Genomic DNA, 18,209 nt, shown 5'->3' with positions numbered 1-18,209 from the left:
AGCGAATGGCTCGGGCGTTTTCACAAGAGTAGGTTCCCGTCATTCCTTCCATCTCGTCCCAAAAGACGAGATTCCCTCCAGCCGGGGCTAGTGGGTAACCGAATTGTTTGTTTGGAATCTTTTTACATGAGATGCTAAAAAGGATAAAAAGAAGCCTAAAGATTTTATTTTAGCCCCGATGTTGCAATTGTTTGAGCTCTTATCTCGTTATTAAAAAACGAGATAAAGCGAGTTGCTGCAGCGGGAACAAGGATTAAAAATTGCCTGAAGTTTTGCTTCAACTAAATAAGATTTAAATTTTTAAGATGTCTAAAAAAAATATTCTTATCGCACCCTTAAACTGGGGATTGGGCCATGCCACACGTTGCATTCCGATAATTACAGCTTTGGAAAACCAGGGCTTTAATCCTATTGTTGCTTCGGATGGAGTTGCTTTGGAGATGTTGAAAAAGGAATTTCCGCACCTGCAAATGCTCGAATTGCCTTCCTACGAAATTGAATATGCCAAGAACGGCAATAATTTCAAGTGGAAAATGATCAAGAACACGCCAAGAATGATCGAGGCCATCTTGAGCGAAAGGAAAACGGTGAAACGATGGATCAAGGAATATGACATTTCGGGAATCATTTCCGACAATAGGTTGGGGGTTTACAGCAAGAAGGTGAAGTCGGTTTTCATCACGCATCAGCTTAATGTTTTGACGGGAAATACAACTTGGATAACCAGCAAGCTACATCAATTCATCATCAAGAAATACGACGAATGCTGGGTTCCCGATATTGCCGAAACCCCAAACTTGACAGGTAAATTAGGGCACCTTGACAATCCGCATTTCAAGATAAAATACATCGGACCTTTGAGCCGTTTGCATAAAAAAGTGCTTCCGAAAAAATATGATCTGATGGTTATACTTTCAGGTCCGGAACCTCAAAGAGGAATGCTCGAAGAAAAATTAGCCAAGGATTTGTTGGAGTTTAAAGGCGAAGTGGTTTTTATAAAAGGAAAGGTCGAAAAGGAACAAGTGGTAGAGCAAAAAGCGAATATTACGTTCTATAATTTTATGGCTACCGAAGAACTCGAACAGACGTTCAACGAAAGTGAGCTTGTGCTTTGCCGTTCAGGTTATACCACCGTTATGGATTTGGCCCAACTTGGAAAAAAGGCCTTTTTTATTCCAACTCCTGGACAATATGAACAGGAATATTTGGCCAAGAAACTAAAGAAGGAAGGATTGGTTCCGTATAAAAAACAGGAGAAATTCAAGATTGCCCATTTGCTGGAAGTGCCACTTTACAGAGGCTTGCAATCTTTTGAAACCAAGATTACTTGGAGTTCGTTATTTAATCTTTTCGAGGGTAAAGGAGAACTCCGATCCGATACCAAACTGACTTTCTACATAAATTTTCTCATCGTGAGCTTCGATAATATGTTTCACAATAGATAAGCCCAAACCTGAACCACCTTCGGCTCTTGCACCACTTTTATCGACACGGAAAAAGCGTTCAAAAAGTCGCGGAATGTGTTGTTTTTGGATGCCTTCGCCATTGTCTTTCACTCGGATGATGACTTTGTTGTTGACCAAATCTTCAATTCCCACTTCGGTATAGCCGTCTTGTTTTCCGTATTTTATGGAGTTTACAATAAGATTCGTAACCACTTGCTGGATTTTTCCTCTGTCGCCCAAAACCATTATGGATTTTGAATATTTATTGTCGAACGAAAGGATGATGTTCTTTTTCTCGGCTTCCATTTCGAGCAAATCAAAAACGTTCTGAACGAGCTCGACAATGTTGAATTCTTCCATCACAAGATTCAAATCGCCCATTTCAAATTTTGAAATCATGTCCAAATCGTTCACGATATACGTTAATCGTTCAACTCCTTTTTCGGCACGTTGAAGGTATTTTTTGCGAAGCGTTTTGTCGTTCATCGCTCCATCGAGCAAGGTCAGGATATAACCTTGAACGGTAAACAAAGGCGTTTTAAGTTCGTGCGAAACGTTTCCTAGAAATTCCCTTCGATATTCTTCACGGACTTTCAGGGTTTCGATTTCGAGTTTCTTGTCGGTGGCAAATTTTTTCACTTCCCGTGTAAGCGTTGCCATGTCGGTCGTGATGTGCTTCTTTGGAAACGAACTTGCTTCGAGAAACGAAACGTCGTCGTAGATTTTTTTCACCCTTCGGTAGATGAAGAATTCCACACGGTATTGGATGACCAGAAAGGAAAAGATATATAACGAAATGGCAAAAATAAGCAGGAACAGGGTGAGTTTTTCCTGATTGGGTTGAAAGATCAAATGGCTTAAGATTCCCACAAATCCAGTTGCAAAAACAGTAATGTATAGTGCTGATTTTACAGCAAACTTGTAGGTTCTTTTAAAATTTATGGCCATTTTTATAGAGTTGCAAATTCAAAGATACAAAGTATCAAGGAATTATGCTTGGGGTAATGTATAATTTGCAATCGGACAACTGCCAACTGCTACTGTAAACTGAATACTGGACTAAACTTCGAATTTATATCCAACACCTTTGATGGTTTTGAATAACTCTTCGCCGATTTTTTCTCTTAATTTACGGATGTGAACGTCAATCGTTCTTCCGCCAACGATAACTTCATTGCCCCAAACCTTATCCAAAATTTCTTCTCTCTTGAATACTTTTCCAGGTTTTGAAGCTAAAAGATAGAATAATTCGAATTCTTTTCTTGGCAAAACGATTTCGATATCGTCTTTCACGATTTTATATTCCTCACGGTTGATTTCGATTCCGCCAACATTCAATGTTTCTGAATTCTGTTCTTCGTCTTTCAGCCTTCTCAATAAAGCTTTTACCTTGCTAACCAACAATTTTGGCTTGATTGGTTTGTTGATGTAGTCATCCGCTCCAGCATCAAAACCGGCAACTTGCGAATAATCTTCACTTCTTGCTGTAAGGAAAGTGATGATTACGTTGCTCAATTCTGGGATTTTTCGGATGTTTTCGCAGGCTTCCATACCGTCCATTTCGGGCATCATTACATCCATGATAATAAGTTGGGGTAATTCCTTCTTTGCCTTTAAAATAGCTTCTTTACCATTACTAGCCGTTACAATCTGATAGCCTTCTTGCGTCAAGTTATAACCTACAATTTCCAGGATATCCTGTTCGTCATCTACAAGTAAAATCTTGATGTCTTTTTTCTTCATAATTGCAAAATGTTATGATTTGCGGATGTAAATGTAAATATAAAAAAAAACGATTTTGAGCAGTTAACTATAATTTAATCTGTTAACAATAGCGTAATATTTAGGATACCTAATAGTAATAAGTCGGTAACATCGGGTTTACAAGACTGTCCTTTCTTTGCAGAAAATTTTTAACAAACATTAAATTCTGATGAAATTCAAATTTCTAATTATTACACTTTTTATCTGTTTCATTTCTTTTGCCCAAAACAAAGGTACAGTTTCTGGAACAATAACCGATAAAGATTTAAATAATGAAGTATTGCCTTTTGCTAATGTGATGGTAAAAGGGACAACAATCGGTGTTTCTACCGATATGGATGGTAAATATTCGCTTTCAGTTCCTGCGGGAAACCATGTTTTGGAGATCAGTTTCGTGGGTTATGAAACTATGGAGGTTCCTTTTACAGTGAAAGCAAACGAAACAACAATTGTTGATCGTGCAATTGGATCGGGAAGTGTGAAGTTGGAAGATATCGTGATTGAAAACAATCGCAAACGAAATACTGAAACGGCTATTATGATGGAAATCAAAGAAGCCAAACAAGTTGTAAGTGCAATTTCGGCCGAACAGATGTCGAGAGGAACAGATGGGAATGCTGCGGAAGCAGTTCAGAGAGTTCCTGGGATTACAATTGTTGACGGAAAGTTTGTAATGATTCGTGGATTGAGCGAGCGTTATAATAATGTATTGCTTAACGGATCAATTGCACCAAGTACGGAAATTGACAAACGTACATTTGCATTCGATTTGATTTCTACGAGTACTTTGGATAAAATGGTTATTTATAAAACAGGATCGGCTTCAATGCCGGGAGATTTTGCTGGAGGTATTATCGCGGTTTCAACTGCTGAAAGTGCTGCTGAATTTACAAAAATCGATGTTGGTTTTGGATATAGACCTGGAACTTCATTTGATTCATATCTTCAGAGTGAAGGTTCAAGTACTGATTTTTTAGGTTTTGACAAATCGTTCAGACCCTTGCCTAGTGGTTTTGTTTCAGGAGCTAACAATGTAGTAGCTCCGGATGTTGCCAATCGTTTGCCTAATAATTTTAATCCAACCGAAAGCACTGCTTTCTTGGACAATAGTATTGGTTTTAGTCTTGGAAGGAATATACCTTTAAAAGGCAACAATAAGCTTTTTACAATAAATTCACTTTCATACTCTAATTCTTTTCAAAATATAGACCGTCAATTTACTCGTTACTCCACCTTAAATGCTGGGGAAACCGTAGCACCAATTTGGTTTCAATATCAAGATAATATTTATCAGAACACGATTAGTTTGACAGGTTTGTCCAACTGGATGTTGAAATTGGGAGATAATACGAAGATTAAGTTTAAAAACCTTTTCAATCAAAAAGGAACCAATGAAACAACGATTAGGAATGGAAATAATTTCTTGCAAAGAGGTGATGATTTATTGAGAAATTATTATATGATTTATCAAAGCCGTACCCTATATACTTCGCAGCTGGAAGGAGAGCATAAGTTGGGTTCTAAAAATATATTTGATTGGGTTTTAGGTTACAACAGTATTGCTGATAATGTGCCTGACTTTAGAAGATTTAGAACCTTTAAGCAAGATAATGATCCTGCATCTCCTTACATTATGATCGATCCACCTTCTTCAAATCCATTTGATGCAGGTAGATATTATGGTGAACTTTCAGAATATTCGGTTAACAATGGTATGAATTTCACACATTTGATCGAAAGAATAAAAGGTGACGAAGAACTAGGGACAATAAAATTAAAAGCAGGTTTCTACGGCAGTTACAGAAAAAGAGATTTTTCTGCCAAATACTTTACTTATTTAATTCCTGGAACTGTTGCATTTGAAAGAGCCGAAGAATTAAGAAGGTTACCAATTTCAGAAGTCTTTAGTAGCCAATATGTAAATGCTAATGGATGGTCATTAAGAGAAGGGACTAGACCTTCGGATTCTTACACTGCAGATAATAAGTTCTTGTCGGGTTATATGCAAGGTGAGTTTCCTTTGAAAAGATTTGATATAACAGCAGGTGTACGATTAGAGCATAATGTACAAACATTGGATTCGAGAGATGAAGTAAAGGCTATCAAAGTAGACAATCCAGTAACGTCTGTTTTGCCTTCCTTGAATGTTGGTTATAACTTAAATGAAAATTCGATATTGAGATTTGCTTATAGCAGAACGGTAAACAGACCGGAATTTAGAGAGCTTGCGCCATTCTTGTTCTACGATTATACAAACGATGTAAACATTGTAGGTAATCCTGACTTGGAAACGGCTACAATTGACAATTTGGATATCAGATACGAATTCTATCCAAGTAAAAGTGAAACGGTAAGCCTTGGTGCTTTCTATAAAAAGTTTGATACTCCAATTGAGTTGACAACCGTGATAGTTGGTGAAAATCCCCAATTTGTTTACAACAATGCAGCTTCTGCAAATAATTATGGGGTTGAATTTGAATTAAAAAAATCATTTAAAGGTTGGACCAATAGCATCTTCATGGATCGTATTTCGGCTAATTTAAATGCATCTTATATATTTTCAGAGGTTGATTTGGGTAGTGCTGCTATCGCTCAACAACAAAAGAGGGCTTTGCAAGGACAATCTCCTTATATAATCAATGCCGCATTAGGCTACAAGGATGAAAATGATTTTGGTGTTAATTTGGTTTACAACCGTTTCGGAGACAGGATATTCTCGGTAAGTGATAATAACTTTCCATCTATCTATGAACTAGCCAGAAACAATGTAGACCTTACGGTTTCCAAAAAAATCAATAAAACTACATTCAAGTTAGGGGTTCAAAACCTTCTAAATGATAAATACCGCTTTTTTGAGGATTCCAACAGAGATGAGAAAATTGACCGTGATGCGGATAATGCTACATCGGTTTTCAAAAGAGGGGCTCTTTTTACACTAAATGTTTCGTATAATTTTTAACAACAATAACACAATTAATTTAAATTTAAAATCATGAAAAAAAGTCTTTTTTATTTTGCAAGTTTGTTCTTGTCAGCCGCTGTAATGACCTCGTGCAGTGGAGATGACAATGGTGGTACAACTCCAGATCCAGATCCAGATCCAGTAGGGCCGGTTGTATTGACTGGAGATCTTACTACGCAAACTTTGACAAACGACAAACAATATCTTTTGAGAGGTATAGTTTATGTTAAAAACGCACAGACATTGACAATCGAGCCAGGAACAGTAATTATGGGTGATAAAGCTACAAAGGGAACTTTGGTTATCGTTCCAGGAGGAAAAATCATTGCCGACGGAACAGCAGCTGAACCAATTGTATTTACTTCAGCTTTGGAACCTGGTTCTAGAGATAGAGGTGATTGGGGTGGATTGATCTTGCTTGGAAAAGCTAAAGTAAATCAAGCTGCTCCTTCAATCGAAGGACTAGCTGTTTCTCCTGAAACTGTTTATGGTGGAGATATTGATGCAGATAATTCTGGTATCTTGAGATACGTAAGAGTAGAGTTTGCAGGTATTGAATTAACTCCAAACAATGAAACTAACTCAATCACTTTAGGTGGTGTAGGGAGTGGAACTGTATTAGAGAATGCTCAAGTTTCTTTTGGTGGTGATGATGGTTTCGAGTGGTTCGGTGGATCCGTAAATGGAAAAAACCTAATCGCATTTGCTACTTGGGATGACAGTTTTGATGTTGACTTTGGATACTCTGGAAAAAACCAATTTGGTTTGGAAGTACGTTACCCAAGTTTTGCTGATCAATCAGGTTCTAACTCTTTTGAGTGCGACAATGGTCCAAATGATAATGTAGGTGTAGGACAATACAATTTCTTGACTACCGGTGTTTTCTCAAACTTTACTTGTATCGGACCAAGAGCTATTGTTACACAAAGTATCAATGCTAACTACCAACATTCTTTAGATTTAAGAAGAAGAACTGCAGTTACTATCGCAAATTCAGTTTTCGTTGGATACCCAAGAGGAATCAGAATGAACCAACAATCGGTTTATGATAACTATGTAGCAGGAGAAGGTGTTTTAACAAACAACGTTATGGTTGCAGATTTGCAAACTTACAGTGTAGGTTCAGGAATGACAGCTACAGCAGCTGATGTTAATGCATTGTGGAATGCAACAAACACGACAATAACTGCTGTTCCAACTCCAGAACAAGGGGGTCTTGCCACAATCTATACAGCTTTAGGTTTGAATTCTAATGTTTTCTTTGGTGGGAATGTGGCTACAGCTTATAGCAGTAATCCAACATTCACTGTAACAACAGGTACTTTAACAGCAGGTGCTTCATTTGTAAATCCTAAATTGGCTGGTCTAGCAAATACAACTTATGTTGGAGCTTTTGGATCAACAGATTGGACTGATGGATGGGCTGAATTTAATCCTATTTCTAAAGAATATTAATCAAAATATTTTTATAAATTTGAAGAGCTTAATCATTTGGTTAAGCTCTTTTTTTAATCAACAAAATTCACATGAAATATTTCAGCTTACTTTTTTTTCTTCTCCTATTCACTTCATGTAAAAAGGATCCTAAAAATATAGATCCTAATGCTTATCTAACTGCCGAAGCCCAGGAAGAGTTTAAATATTCAATAATCAGACATGCAGATCGTTTGGTTAAAAAGGCTACCCATCAAACTAAATTTGATTCTATTTTTGATGAGGAATATAAGGAAAAAGCAGAGTCCAGTAATCTACTTTATTATTACATAGACAAGCAAACAGGTGTTCACTATTTTGCCTTAACAAAAATAGCTCCTAGCCTTATTGTAAAGAGGGTGGCAACAGTTGGTAAAATTGAATATGATAAAGAAGGCGGTATCGCATCTTATGAAGAGGGTTTTAGAACATGGAAAATGGAAGAGCCTGAACTTAATGAAAAAACAGCCACATTGTTTGAAAAATACATTGAAGGAGAAGATCTTTCATCCTATTATACTGCAAATAGTAAAGGAGAATTTTATATTGAATTTCCTGACGATAAAACTTATTATGACAAGGAAGAAAGGCTTTGGAAAAATAGCCAAAACTAAAACTAGATTGCTATAATGCGTTTTACAAGCATCCGTCAAATCGACGGATGTTTTTTTTGGCATAACTTTTGACTTTCAAAAAACAGCTTGAAGCCTATGTTTTTAATATAACTTTAAGTCTAATTCATAATTTATAATTCGCAATTATTTTATACCTTTGACCTAATCAAACCCTACTGATGGCTAAAAACTACTTTTATATTATTCTCTTATCGCTATGTTTCTTTTCTTCTGCTGTTGCAGCCCAGGAAAGCAAGCAACAGCCTAGTGCTTCTATAGAAGAATTGAGTTTCTATCCGAATCCAGTTAGCAACGGTAAAATCTACATCACCTCCAAAACATCACAAAGCAAAGAAGTTGCCATCTATGATGTGTTGGGAAAAAAAGTACTTCAAGCAACCCTAAACGTGAATGCAAAAGAATTGAATATTGCAACACTTTCCCCAGGGGTTTACATCATCAAGATTAAAGAAGGTGAGGCCACAGCCACTAGAAAGCTGATAGTGAAGTAATTCATTTTTCTCGGTTGTTATAATTTAATAATTTTTTCACATTGGATGTTGGAAAACTTTCAAAATACTTTCTATCTTTGCACAATAAATATTTTAAAAAAAAAACTCAAAATGAAAAAACTTTACACTTTATTGTTTATGGCTCTAACTTCAGCTGGATTCGCTCAAGTTACTTTGCCTTTTTCAGATTCTTTCAGCTATCCAGCAGGGAATTTACATGAAACCTCTCCATGGTCGGTAGTAGGAACTGCAAATGCAACAGATCATATACTGTTAGACGGAAGTAAGGTAACATTTGATGCAGGTGGTACGGATGCTCAAGTTATGGTAACTCCTCAAAATGCTGGAACAGTATATTTTAAAATAAAATTAAAAGTAGTGTCGATGGCTGGTGTGACTGATCCAAATGGAGGTTATTTGGCAGGTTTTGCGCAAAATAATACAACTTTTGGAGGCACCTTGTGGACCAAAAGAGTTGACGATAATACATTCAATTTAGGTATAGAAACTAGAACTGGTACAGGTGTAAACACTACTTACACAACTGAGACTTATACAACTGGTGTAGATTATAACGTTGTTGTTGCTTATACGTTTGGAGAAGGAGCAAGTGATGATACAACTAAATTGTGGATAAACCCATCAGCTAGTGATGAAGCAACTCCTCTGTTGACAGACACTCATACAGGTGGAGACTTAACGTCTATTGTTAGTTTCTTTTTAAGACAAGATAGCGCAACTGAAACTCCATCAGTTGAAGTAGATGATCTGAGTGTTTCATTAACTTTTGCGGGTACATTATCTAATGAAAAATTCAATTCAATCGAAGGATTAAAAGTTTACCCTAATCCAGTTGTTGACGGAAAATTGTTCATCAACACAGATGCAAATTCATCTAAAGAAGTTGTGATCTATGATGTACTAGGAAAACAAGTATTGAAAGCTACAACTAGCAATGCAGTAAACGTTTCTAACTTGAATGGTGGTGTTTATATCGTTAAAATCACTGAAGAAGGAAAAACAGCTACAAGAAAATTAGTTATCAGATAATTAATTCTTTCATAAATTTTTAAAAGCATCCGCTATTGGCGGATGCTTTTTTTTTGTATAATTGTATATATAAATCATAAATACAACAGTATGAAAAAACTCTACACACTTTTATTATCGATCTTGGTAACGGCAGGCTATGCTCAAACCACTGTGTTTTCCGAAGATTTGGCTACACCACCTGCAGGAAATCCCACGGCAACGGATTATACGGGATATCAAAACGGCAGTCCTATTGTATTCACAGGAAATGCAACCATCAGAACAACTTCTCCCTCAGAAAATTATACAGGTGCTTCAGGAAGCGGATGTGTCTTTATCGGAGGAGCCACTCCAAGCCAGTCTTTTATGATTGAAGGCATCAATACAACCAATTATTCAGATCTAACCTTGTCTTTCGGGCATTATAAGACTACAAATGCAGGAAGCAATGAACTTACTGTTCAGGTAAGTGGGGATGGGGAAAACTGGACACCCATGGCCTATTCCCGTCCTACAGGTACAGGAACTTCAAACTGGATTTTAGTGACGCCAACAGGGACCATACCTTCAACAGAAAATTTAAGAATTAAATTTGAAAACCCAGTTACAACCGTAGGTTTCAGGATAGATGACATCAAAATTGTTGGAACAACCCTAGGAATTGGTAAAAATTCAATCGAAGGATTAAAAGTTTACCCAAACCCAGTTGTTGACGGAAAATTGTATATCAACACAGATGCAAATTCTTCTAAAGAAGTTGTAATCTATGATGTATTAGGAAAGCAAGTATTGAAAGCTACAACTAGCAATGCAGTTAACGTTTCTAACTTGAATGGTGGTGTTTATATCGTTAAAATCACTGAAGAAGGAAAAACAGCTACAAGAAAATTGGTTATCAAGTAATTGATTTTTTATATATTTCAAAAGCCTCAATTAACGTTGAGGCTTTTTTATTTTCTTACTTTTGCAAAAAAATAACTTGATTCCAGCTCCTGACATATTCAACATCTCCAGCCAAAAGCAGTTTGAAAAGATCGCCCTCAAGGTGTTTCGTTTTCAATACGACAACAATGCGGTTTACCGTCAGTTTTGCGAATTGTTGAAGGTAGAGAAGGGAAACGTGAAATCATTAAGAGAAATCCCGTTCCTCCCGATTCAGTTTTTCAAGAGCCACGAAGTCCTTTCGGATGAAAATCCGGTGCAACAAATATTTACAAGTAGCGGAACGACCGGAATGGTAACGAGTAGGCATTTGGTTACTGATGTCACTTTATATGAAGAAAGCTACCGAAAAGCTTTTTCTGAATTCTACGGAAATATAGAGGATTATGCCGTTCTGGCATTGCTTCCTTCTTATTTGGAACGCCAAGGTTCGTCGCTGATTTATATGGTCGAGGATTTAATCAAACTCTCCAATAATCCAAATAGCGGTTTTTATCTTCACAATCATGATGATTTGATCGAGAAGCTGATTGAACTTGAAGAACAGGACAAGAACGTAATCCTAATCGGGGTTACTTACGCTTTGTTGGATTTAATCGAAAAAAGGAAATTCAATTTCAACAATACGATCATCATGGAAACCGGAGGTATGAAAGGCAAACGCAAAGAAATGATCCGGGAAGAATTGCACCAGCAGCTTTGTGATGGTTTCGGCGTTTCTGCAATCCATTCCGAATATGGAATGACCGAACTTTTATCGCAAGCCTATTCCCTTGGAAACGGAATTTTCGAATGTCCGTCCTGGATGAACATTCTAATCCGCGATACAGAAGACGCTCTTAATTATGTAGATAACGGAAAAACTGGAGGCATCAACGTGATTGATTTGGCCAACATCAACTCCTGTTCCTTTATAGCTACCCAAGATTTGGGCAAAAAATACCCCAACAATTCTTTCGAAGTATTGGGACGTTTTGATCATTCTGATATTCGGGGTTGCAACCTGATGGTGCTGTAATTAGATTTTCTTCAGATACAAATACTTATTCGAATAATCAATAATTGCCTTTCCTGCCAATAAAACATCGGCTCCAATAATGCCTTCAACCGGTTTGGTTTTGTGTTGCTTCAAGGCTTCATTCACATGCGATAGATCAAAGATGATGAGGTCGAATTCGGCCCATTTCCATAAACCCAACTTCAATACATTTTTTTGTGAAACCTGTGTCAGCATCCCAACAGCTCCAGCTCCGGCCGCCTTTGTCTTGGATTTTTTTGCAATTAGCGTAAAAAGTTCCACACTTTCAAATCCCACACAACTATTGGAGGCTCCGGTGTCGAGAATGAAATTTCCCTTAATGCCATTGATTTCTGCTTTTATCAATAAATGCTGGGTCTTGGTGACCTTGAATTTTATTTTTTTATAATTTTCCTTCTTGAGGATGTCCTGTATCTTTTTCATTTCTGTGATTTGAAGCTCAAAAATAAAGTAAAAAAGCAAACCACTTGTAGGCGTTAACGTTTATCAAGCAAAAAGTTTTAAACTTTGTATCTTTGTGGCTTTCAAAAATTAAAATGACAATTACCGATACCCACAGCCATATCTACAGTGAAGAATTTGCCCAAGACCGAAAGGACATGATGCAGCGTGCTTTTGACAATGGCGTTACCCGAATTTTTGTTCCTTCGATCGATTCCTCTTATACTTCAAAAATGTATGAGATGGAAGTCGAATATCCCGAAAAGGTGTTCCTGATGATGGGTTTGCATCCCACTTATGTAAAAGAAAATTATCTTGAGGAACTTGCTTTTGTGGAAGCTGAACTTTCCAAGAAGAAGTTTTATGCCGTTGGCGAAATAGGAATTGATTTATATTGGGACAAGACGTTTTTAAAGGAACAGCAGTTCGCTTTTAGAAAACAAATCCAGCTGGCAAAGCAGTACAAACTGGCCATCAACATTCATTGCAGAGATGCTTTTGACGAAGTCTTTGAAATTTTAGAAGAAGAAAAATCGCCCGAATTATGGGGAATATTTCATTGTTTTACCGGGAATTATGAACAGGCTTTGCAGGCCATTTCCTGTAATATGAAGCTCGGAATAGGAGGTGTGGTTACTTTTAAAAATGGAAAAATCGATCAGTTTTTGGATAAAATCGATTTGAAACACATCGTTTTGGAAACAGATTCGCCTTATCTGGCCCCAATTCCCTACCGTGGAAAAAGAAATGAAAGCAGTTATGTGGTGAATGTTATAAGTAAATTAGCTGAAATATATAATGTTTCTCCAGAGAAAATAGCGGAAATTACCACCGAAAATTCAAAGGCAATTTTCGGGATTTAATGAAAAGAGAACAAGGATGTCAATAAATTTTTGTTCTTTTGTTACACAAAAACAAAACTATCAAAATGCAGAAATTTGACGCAATTCGTCCGTTTTATGATTCTGAAATAAACGAGGCTATTCAAAAAGTAATTCATCATCCAATGATGAAAGCGTTGATGAATTTCGCTTTTCCAGATGTTGACGATGAAGTTTGGAAAGAACAACTCAGAAAAACGCATTCTATACGTGATTTTCAATGCAATTTCATTTATCAGGCATTGATGCAGGTGCTCGAAAAAACTTCTGAAGGACTAACAACTTCGGGTTTTGATAAACTCGACAAACATACACCCTACCTTTTTATATCGAATCATCGGGACATCATTTTAGATACTTCGTTGCTTAATGCTTGCTTGTTCGACCACGGTATGATCATGACGGCTTCGGCAATTGGTGATAACCTGGTGAAGAAATCGTTCCTATATACGCTATCAAAACTCAACCGAAATTTTTTGGTTCTCAGAGGTCTTCCGCCAAGAGAATTGTTGCAAAGTTCGAAGCTGATGTCGGAATATATTGGGCAATTGTTGTTGCGTGAAAACCGTTCGGTTTGGATTGCACAACGCGAAGGAAGAACCAAGGATGGTAATGACGCGACTCATCAGGGTGTTTTGAAGATGCTCGGAATGGGGTCGGACGAAGCCAATTTGATGGATTATTTCAAGAAAGTTAAGATTGTTCCGGTTTCTATTTCCTATGAATATGACCCAACCGATGCCTTGAAGATGCCTCAGTTGATGGCAGAAGCCAATAATGAAATCTACATCAAGGAAAAGAACGAAGATTTTATGACGCTGTTGAGTGGCATCATGGGGCAGAAAAAACGCATTCACATCCATGTTGGCGATGTTTTGGATACCGAAATCGATCAGATTAAAGCCGAGTTTGATAATTCGAACAAGCAAATTCAGGCTTTGGCACAAGTAATTGACGATTCAATCTTGAATTCCTACAAGCTTTGGCCGACGAATTATATTGCCTACGATATCTTAAACGATACCGAAAAATACGCTCATCTATATACCGAAAAGGAAAAATCACTATTCGAAAGGCGACTCGAAATAAGAATAAACGAAGATAATCCTGTTGAAATGCAGGGCTTTCTTTCGATGTATGCCAATCCGGTTGTAAACAAATCAAAATACGAAAATGCAGTCTAAATCCAAGATACTTTTAATTTATACCGGCGGAACCATTGGTATGATGAAGGATTTTGAGACCGGAGCCTTGAAGGCTTTCAATTTTAGCAAACTCCTTCAGCGAATTCCCGAATTGAAACAATTGGATTGTGAAATCGAAACTTTTTCATTCGAAAATCCTATTGATTCCTCCAACATGAACCCCGAAAAATGGCTCAAGATTGCCACAATAATCGAAGAGAATTACACCATTTTTGATGGATTTGTAGTGCTTCACGGTTCGGATACCATGTCCTATTCGGCTTCGGCATTGAGTTTTATGTTGGAGAATTTGGCCAAGCCCGTTGTTTTTACGGGTTCCCAATTGCCTATCGGAGATTTAAGGACGGATGCCAAGGAAAACCTAATTACGGCAATCCAAATCGCATCTTTGCAATATAAAAACAAGCCCGTTATTGGTGAAGTTTGCCTTTATTTTGAATATAAATTATACAGAGGAAATAGAACGACTAAGATAAATGCTGAACATTTTAATGCCTTTACTTCGCCAAATTATCCACCATTGGCCGAATCCGGAGTGCATTTGAAATTAAATAGGGAAACATTCCTTCCGAAAGCAAATTCTAAGAAACTCTTAGTGCATAAGGATTTAGATCCAAATGTAGTGATTTTGAAAATGTTTCCGGGAATCAACGAAGATGTCCTTTCGGCTATTTTCAATATCCCAAATTTAAAAGGAGTAGTGTTGGAGACTTACGGAGCTGGAAATGCCCCAACAGATGAATGGTTTTTGAATTCCTTGAAAAAAGCCATCAAAAGCGGATTGCACATTATCAATGTAACCCAATGTTCGGGCGGAAGCGTTAGTATGGGACATTATGAAACCAGTACTTCGATGAAAAAAATAGGTGTAATTTCTGGAAAAGACATCACCACCGAAGCGGCCATAACCAAGCTGATGTATCTTATAGGGCAAAAAGTTTCGTCAAATGTTTTCAAAACCATTTTTGAAACTTCCTTACGAGGAGAATTGTCATAAAAAGTACTTTTAAATTTCGTTAACTGGTATTTTTTTGTGTTCTTTGCAACCGCAAATATTTAGAGAGGTGTCCGAGTGGTTGAAGGAGCAAGCCTGGAAAGTTTGTATATGGGTAACTGTATCGTGGGTTCGAATCCCATCCTCTCTGCGATAATTCATTTAAATTACTTCAAACCCATTTAAATCCTAGGATTTAAATGGGTTTTTGTTTTCACGCTAGAATCCATCATTTTCACGGTAAACTTGAAACACCAAAGTTTGATGCAGTAACACATGGGCTTTTGATTGCGTACGTGTAACCATCAACTGGATTAGTTATGAAATATCTACGATAAATCTATTTTTAATGACTTTTTCCCACAGTTTCACGAGTTAAAATCCTTGCCATTTTTTTTCCAATATGTTTTATCTTTTAAATAATCCCATTTTCCATTGCCAGTTTTATCAACTCCGGAGACGTTTTTACCTGAAGTTTATGCATAATGTTACGCCGGTGCGTTTTCACGGTATGTTCACTAATGAATAGTTTTGCAGAAATAGCTTTGGTGTTCAACCCGTCGGCGACACATTTAATAATCTCTTTTTCACGTTCAGAAAGCACTTGTGCACCTGTCATAGATGGCTTTTTGTTTCTGAAATAATTAAATATTTGATCATTGATTTTATGGTGAAAATAGTTTCTGCCATTTGAAGTCTCTGTAATAGCCTGAACAAGTTCAGCTTTTGATGCATCTTTTAGAATATAGCCCTGAGCACCTTTTTCAAGCGCACTTTTAATTTGTTTTATGGATTGATGCATTGTTAGCATTAATACAGGCGTTTGATATCCTTTTAAATTCAGTAATTCCATACAGGCAATACCATCAAGTGCTGGCATATCAATATCCATCAAAATGACATCAATCTTCTCACCATCCAAAATTGCGGGTATTGCGTTGCCGTTAATTGTATGTGCTACGACCTCAATACCGTCTTCAGGTTTAAACATCGCTTTTATGCCTTCAGCAAAAAGTGGGTGGTCGTCAACAATTAGAACTTTTACCATAATTGTGTTAGTTAAGAGTCATTTTTATAATAGGCATGTCTATATTGATCGTTGTACCACTTGCTGGATTGCTGTCAAATCGTATTTCACCATGAAGCTCTCCAATAATCTTTGTCAAGGACTTTAGCCCCATGCCAGAATTGTTTTCACTTTCAGGAATTTCGAATCCTTTACCATTGTCTTGCACAAGTATGTTTATAAGATTGTCGTCATCAAAGCAAGTTAATGAAATCGATAATTTCGTCGCTTCTGCGTGTTTTAGTACATTACTAACAAGTTCCTGAACAATGCGATAAACAACAATCTCATTTTCAGAGCTCATTTGCTCTTCGCACATAGCAGCTGTAAATTCTACTTCAAGTCCGTTTACATGCTTAAGATGGTCAGTAAGCTCTTTTAGTGCGGGTACCAATCCAAAGTTTTCAGAAATTCCAATATTCAGCGAATGGGAAAGGTTTCGAATATCATTGCAAGCCTGATCCACAAGCGTAGCCAATATCTGATAATTCGGAATTGATTTTTCTTCAATCCTATTCAAGTTGACTTTAATTGTCGCCATTAGACTGCCAAAATGGTTATGAAGATCCTTCGCTAAACGCTGGCGTTCACTTTCCTGTCCTTGTACCATCGATTGGAGTGTCTTTGTTTCCTGCGCTACTAATAGATTCCTTATATTCTCGTCGTGTTGTTTTCGTTCGTTTTCAGACAAAAGCCTGGAGTTTTTAAAAAGCTGGCGGAAGTATAATGATAGCAATACGGCAAAAAGTAAAAGGAATACTGTTACGATAATATAAATACGGTTTGAAAGCTGCCGCTTCTCAAGCAAAACAATTTTTTTTTCTTTTTGACTAACTTCAAAATCTGTTCGTAGATTGGCGATCTGCTTTGTAGTTTCAGAATTTTCGATACTATCCTTATATATTACATACTGCTTTTGAAAAATATATGCTTTCCGAAAATCATTTTCTTGCTCAAATAATTCAGATAATAGTTGGGAGGCATCTCTAATTTGCTCCTTAAGATTGATACTTTTGGCTAATTGGAGTGCGGTTTCAGTATGGTATATCGCTTCCGAAATGTTTCCGGTTTCTGCAAACAGTCTTCCAAGTTGATTGTGATAGTCTGCCATCCCAAAGGTGTCACCCAATTTGTCCAGCAAACCGATAGCTCTGATTAAATCATCTTCAGCAATGTCATATTGCTTCTGTTTCCAATAAACTAATGCCCTGTTTCCAATGGTATAAGCTTTTCCTATTTTCAGGTTAATGTTGTCAAATAATCGACCCGCTTCATCATAAAGCGCCAGTGCGTGGTTAAATTCATTAATCTTATAATAGCTAAAGCCCGTATTCAAAAGGCTTATAGCAAGCTTGTCTTGAGTACCTTCCTGCCTGATAACGGTGATTGCTTTATTATTGTAAACAATTGCATTTCTATAATCATTATTAGCGATATAAGTGTTTGCAATTTCGAGATACGCATTTGTCAGTAGCTTATTGTTTTTTTGCCTGATAGCAAATTCAGCAGCCTCAAAATGATTATTTAATGACAACTTTAGATTACCAATTAATCGGTATGCGACACCTTTAGACTGGTAGGCCTCAATAATATAGTGTGGCTTTTCATACTCGTTTGCTGCTTTAAGCAACTTGTCCGCATACAACAATACCTCATCAGGATCTGGAGAGAGAGCCGCGATGTTGGCATATATCATCATTCTTTGATCAGGAGAAATAGCATCTTTCTCCAACAATAGTTTAAGGCTATCCGTACGCGCTTGATTTTGTGCCAATACGTTATAACCTGAAAAAAATGTCAAAAAGAATAAGATGATCCAACTTCCTAGCTTCATTGGCA

The 18,209-nt window shown here is 37.1% G+C and carries 16 protein-coding genes and 1 tRNA gene; 12 read left to right on the top strand and 5 right to left on the bottom strand.

The window, feature by feature from the left end; all coding sequences use genetic code 11:
- Nucleotides 1–305: 305 nt before the first annotated feature.
- Nucleotides 306–1,445: a glycosyltransferase gene (locus tag J2X31_RS03195; protein ID WP_310024346.1), complete on the top strand. Its 1,140-nt coding sequence runs from the start codon at nt 306–308 to the stop codon at nt 1,443–1,445.
- On the opposite strand, the gene J2X31_RS03190 is transcribed toward J2X31_RS03195, so the two are convergent.
- Together J2X31_RS03190 and J2X31_RS03185 are read right to left on the bottom strand one after the other, a co-directional pair.
- Entirely contained in the window at nt 1,338–2,393 is a 1,056-nt protein-coding gene (locus J2X31_RS03190) for a sensor histidine kinase (protein WP_310024344.1), read from the bottom strand. The genes J2X31_RS03195 and J2X31_RS03190 overlap by 108 nt on opposite strands.
- A 111-nt stretch (nt 2,394–2,504) precedes the next feature.
- Entirely contained in the window at nt 2,505–3,188 is a 684-nt protein-coding gene (locus J2X31_RS03185; protein WP_310024342.1) for a response regulator transcription factor, read from the bottom strand.
- 190 nt (nt 3,189–3,378) lie between these two features.
- On the opposite strand from J2X31_RS03185, the gene J2X31_RS03180 reads away from it, so the two are divergent.
- The 7 genes from J2X31_RS03180 (at nt 3,379) to J2X31_RS03150 (ending at nt 11,762) form a co-directional block, all read left to right on the top strand.
- Entirely contained in the window at nt 3,379–6,168 is a 2,790-nt protein-coding gene (locus J2X31_RS03180; protein ID WP_310024341.1) for a TonB-dependent receptor, read from the top strand.
- Between the two features lie 33 nt (nt 6,169–6,201).
- Nucleotides 6,202–7,626: a beta-helix domain-containing protein gene (locus J2X31_RS03175; RefSeq protein ID WP_310024339.1), complete on the top strand. Its 1,425-nt coding sequence runs from the start codon at nt 6,202–6,204 to the stop codon at nt 7,624–7,626.
- A 71-nt stretch (nt 7,627–7,697) separates the two neighbouring features.
- On the top strand, nt 7,698–8,258 hold the full coding sequence (locus tag J2X31_RS03170; protein WP_310024338.1) for a hypothetical protein: 561 nt from the start codon (nt 7,698–7,700) through the stop codon (nt 8,256–8,258).
- A 179-nt stretch (nt 8,259–8,437) separates the two neighbouring features.
- A complete protein-coding gene (locus J2X31_RS03165; RefSeq protein ID WP_310024335.1) occupies nt 8,438–8,770 on the top strand; it encodes a T9SS type A sorting domain-containing protein in 333 nt (110 codons plus the stop codon).
- 111 nt (nt 8,771–8,881) lie between these two features.
- Complete coding sequence (locus J2X31_RS03160; protein WP_310024334.1) at nt 8,882–9,820, top strand: T9SS type A sorting domain-containing protein; 939 nt, start codon at nt 8,882–8,884, stop codon at nt 9,818–9,820.
- Nucleotides 9,821–9,910: 90 nt separating this feature from the next.
- Nucleotides 9,911–10,705 carry a T9SS type A sorting domain-containing protein gene (locus J2X31_RS03155; protein WP_310024332.1) on the top strand — a complete coding sequence of 265 codons (795 nt, stop codon included), beginning with the start codon at nt 9,911–9,913 and terminating at the stop codon, nt 10,703–10,705.
- A gap of 76 nt (nt 10,706–10,781) precedes the next feature.
- Nucleotides 10,782–11,762, top strand: coding sequence for a LuxE/PaaK family acyltransferase (locus J2X31_RS03150; protein ID WP_310024686.1), 981 nt, complete (start codon nt 10,782–10,784; stop codon nt 11,760–11,762).
- On the opposite strand, the gene J2X31_RS03145 is transcribed toward J2X31_RS03150, so the two are convergent.
- Nucleotides 11,763–12,206, bottom strand: coding sequence for a retropepsin-like aspartic protease (locus J2X31_RS03145; RefSeq protein ID WP_310024330.1), 444 nt, complete (start codon nt 12,204–12,206; stop codon nt 11,763–11,765).
- Between the two features lie 113 nt (nt 12,207–12,319).
- Between J2X31_RS03145 and J2X31_RS03140 the strand changes: the two genes are divergently transcribed.
- The 4 genes from J2X31_RS03140 (at nt 12,320) to J2X31_RS03125 (ending at nt 15,455) form a co-directional block, all read left to right on the top strand.
- On the top strand, nt 12,320–13,087 hold the full coding sequence (locus J2X31_RS03140; RefSeq protein WP_310024327.1) for a TatD family hydrolase: 768 nt from the start codon (nt 12,320–12,322) through the stop codon (nt 13,085–13,087).
- A 65-nt stretch (nt 13,088–13,152) separates the two neighbouring features.
- Nucleotides 13,153–14,289 carry a 1-acyl-sn-glycerol-3-phosphate acyltransferase gene (locus tag J2X31_RS03135; protein ID WP_310024326.1) on the top strand — a complete coding sequence of 379 codons (1,137 nt, stop codon included), beginning with the start codon at nt 13,153–13,155 and terminating at the stop codon, nt 14,287–14,289.
- Nucleotides 14,279–15,307: an asparaginase gene (locus tag J2X31_RS03130; protein WP_310024325.1), complete on the top strand. Its 1,029-nt coding sequence runs from the start codon at nt 14,279–14,281 to the stop codon at nt 15,305–15,307. Before J2X31_RS03135 ends, J2X31_RS03130 begins: the two co-directional genes overlap by 11 nt.
- A gap of 61 nt (nt 15,308–15,368) precedes the next feature.
- A tRNA-Ser gene (locus tag J2X31_RS03125) sits at nt 15,369–15,455 on the top strand.
- Nucleotides 15,456–15,719: 264 nt separating this feature from the next.
- Here J2X31_RS03125 and J2X31_RS03120 read toward each other — a convergent pair.
- Together J2X31_RS03120 and J2X31_RS03115 are read right to left on the bottom strand one after the other, a co-directional pair.
- Nucleotides 15,720–16,352, bottom strand: a complete 633-nt coding sequence (locus tag J2X31_RS03120; protein ID WP_310024324.1) for a response regulator transcription factor — start codon at nt 16,350–16,352, stop codon at nt 15,720–15,722.
- A gap of 7 nt (nt 16,353–16,359) precedes the next feature.
- Entirely contained in the window at nt 16,360–18,204 is a 1,845-nt protein-coding gene (locus J2X31_RS03115) for a tetratricopeptide repeat-containing sensor histidine kinase (protein ID WP_310024323.1), read from the bottom strand.
- Between the last annotated feature and the right edge of the window lie 5 nt (nt 18,205–18,209).

It is taken from the genome of Flavobacterium arsenatis, assembly GCF_031456785.1.
GTDB lineage: Bacteria > Bacteroidota > Bacteroidia > Flavobacteriales > Flavobacteriaceae > Flavobacterium > Flavobacterium arsenatis.
The sequence above is the reverse complement of the archived record's forward strand: the minus strand, read 5'-3'. Positions and strand labels throughout refer to the sequence as shown.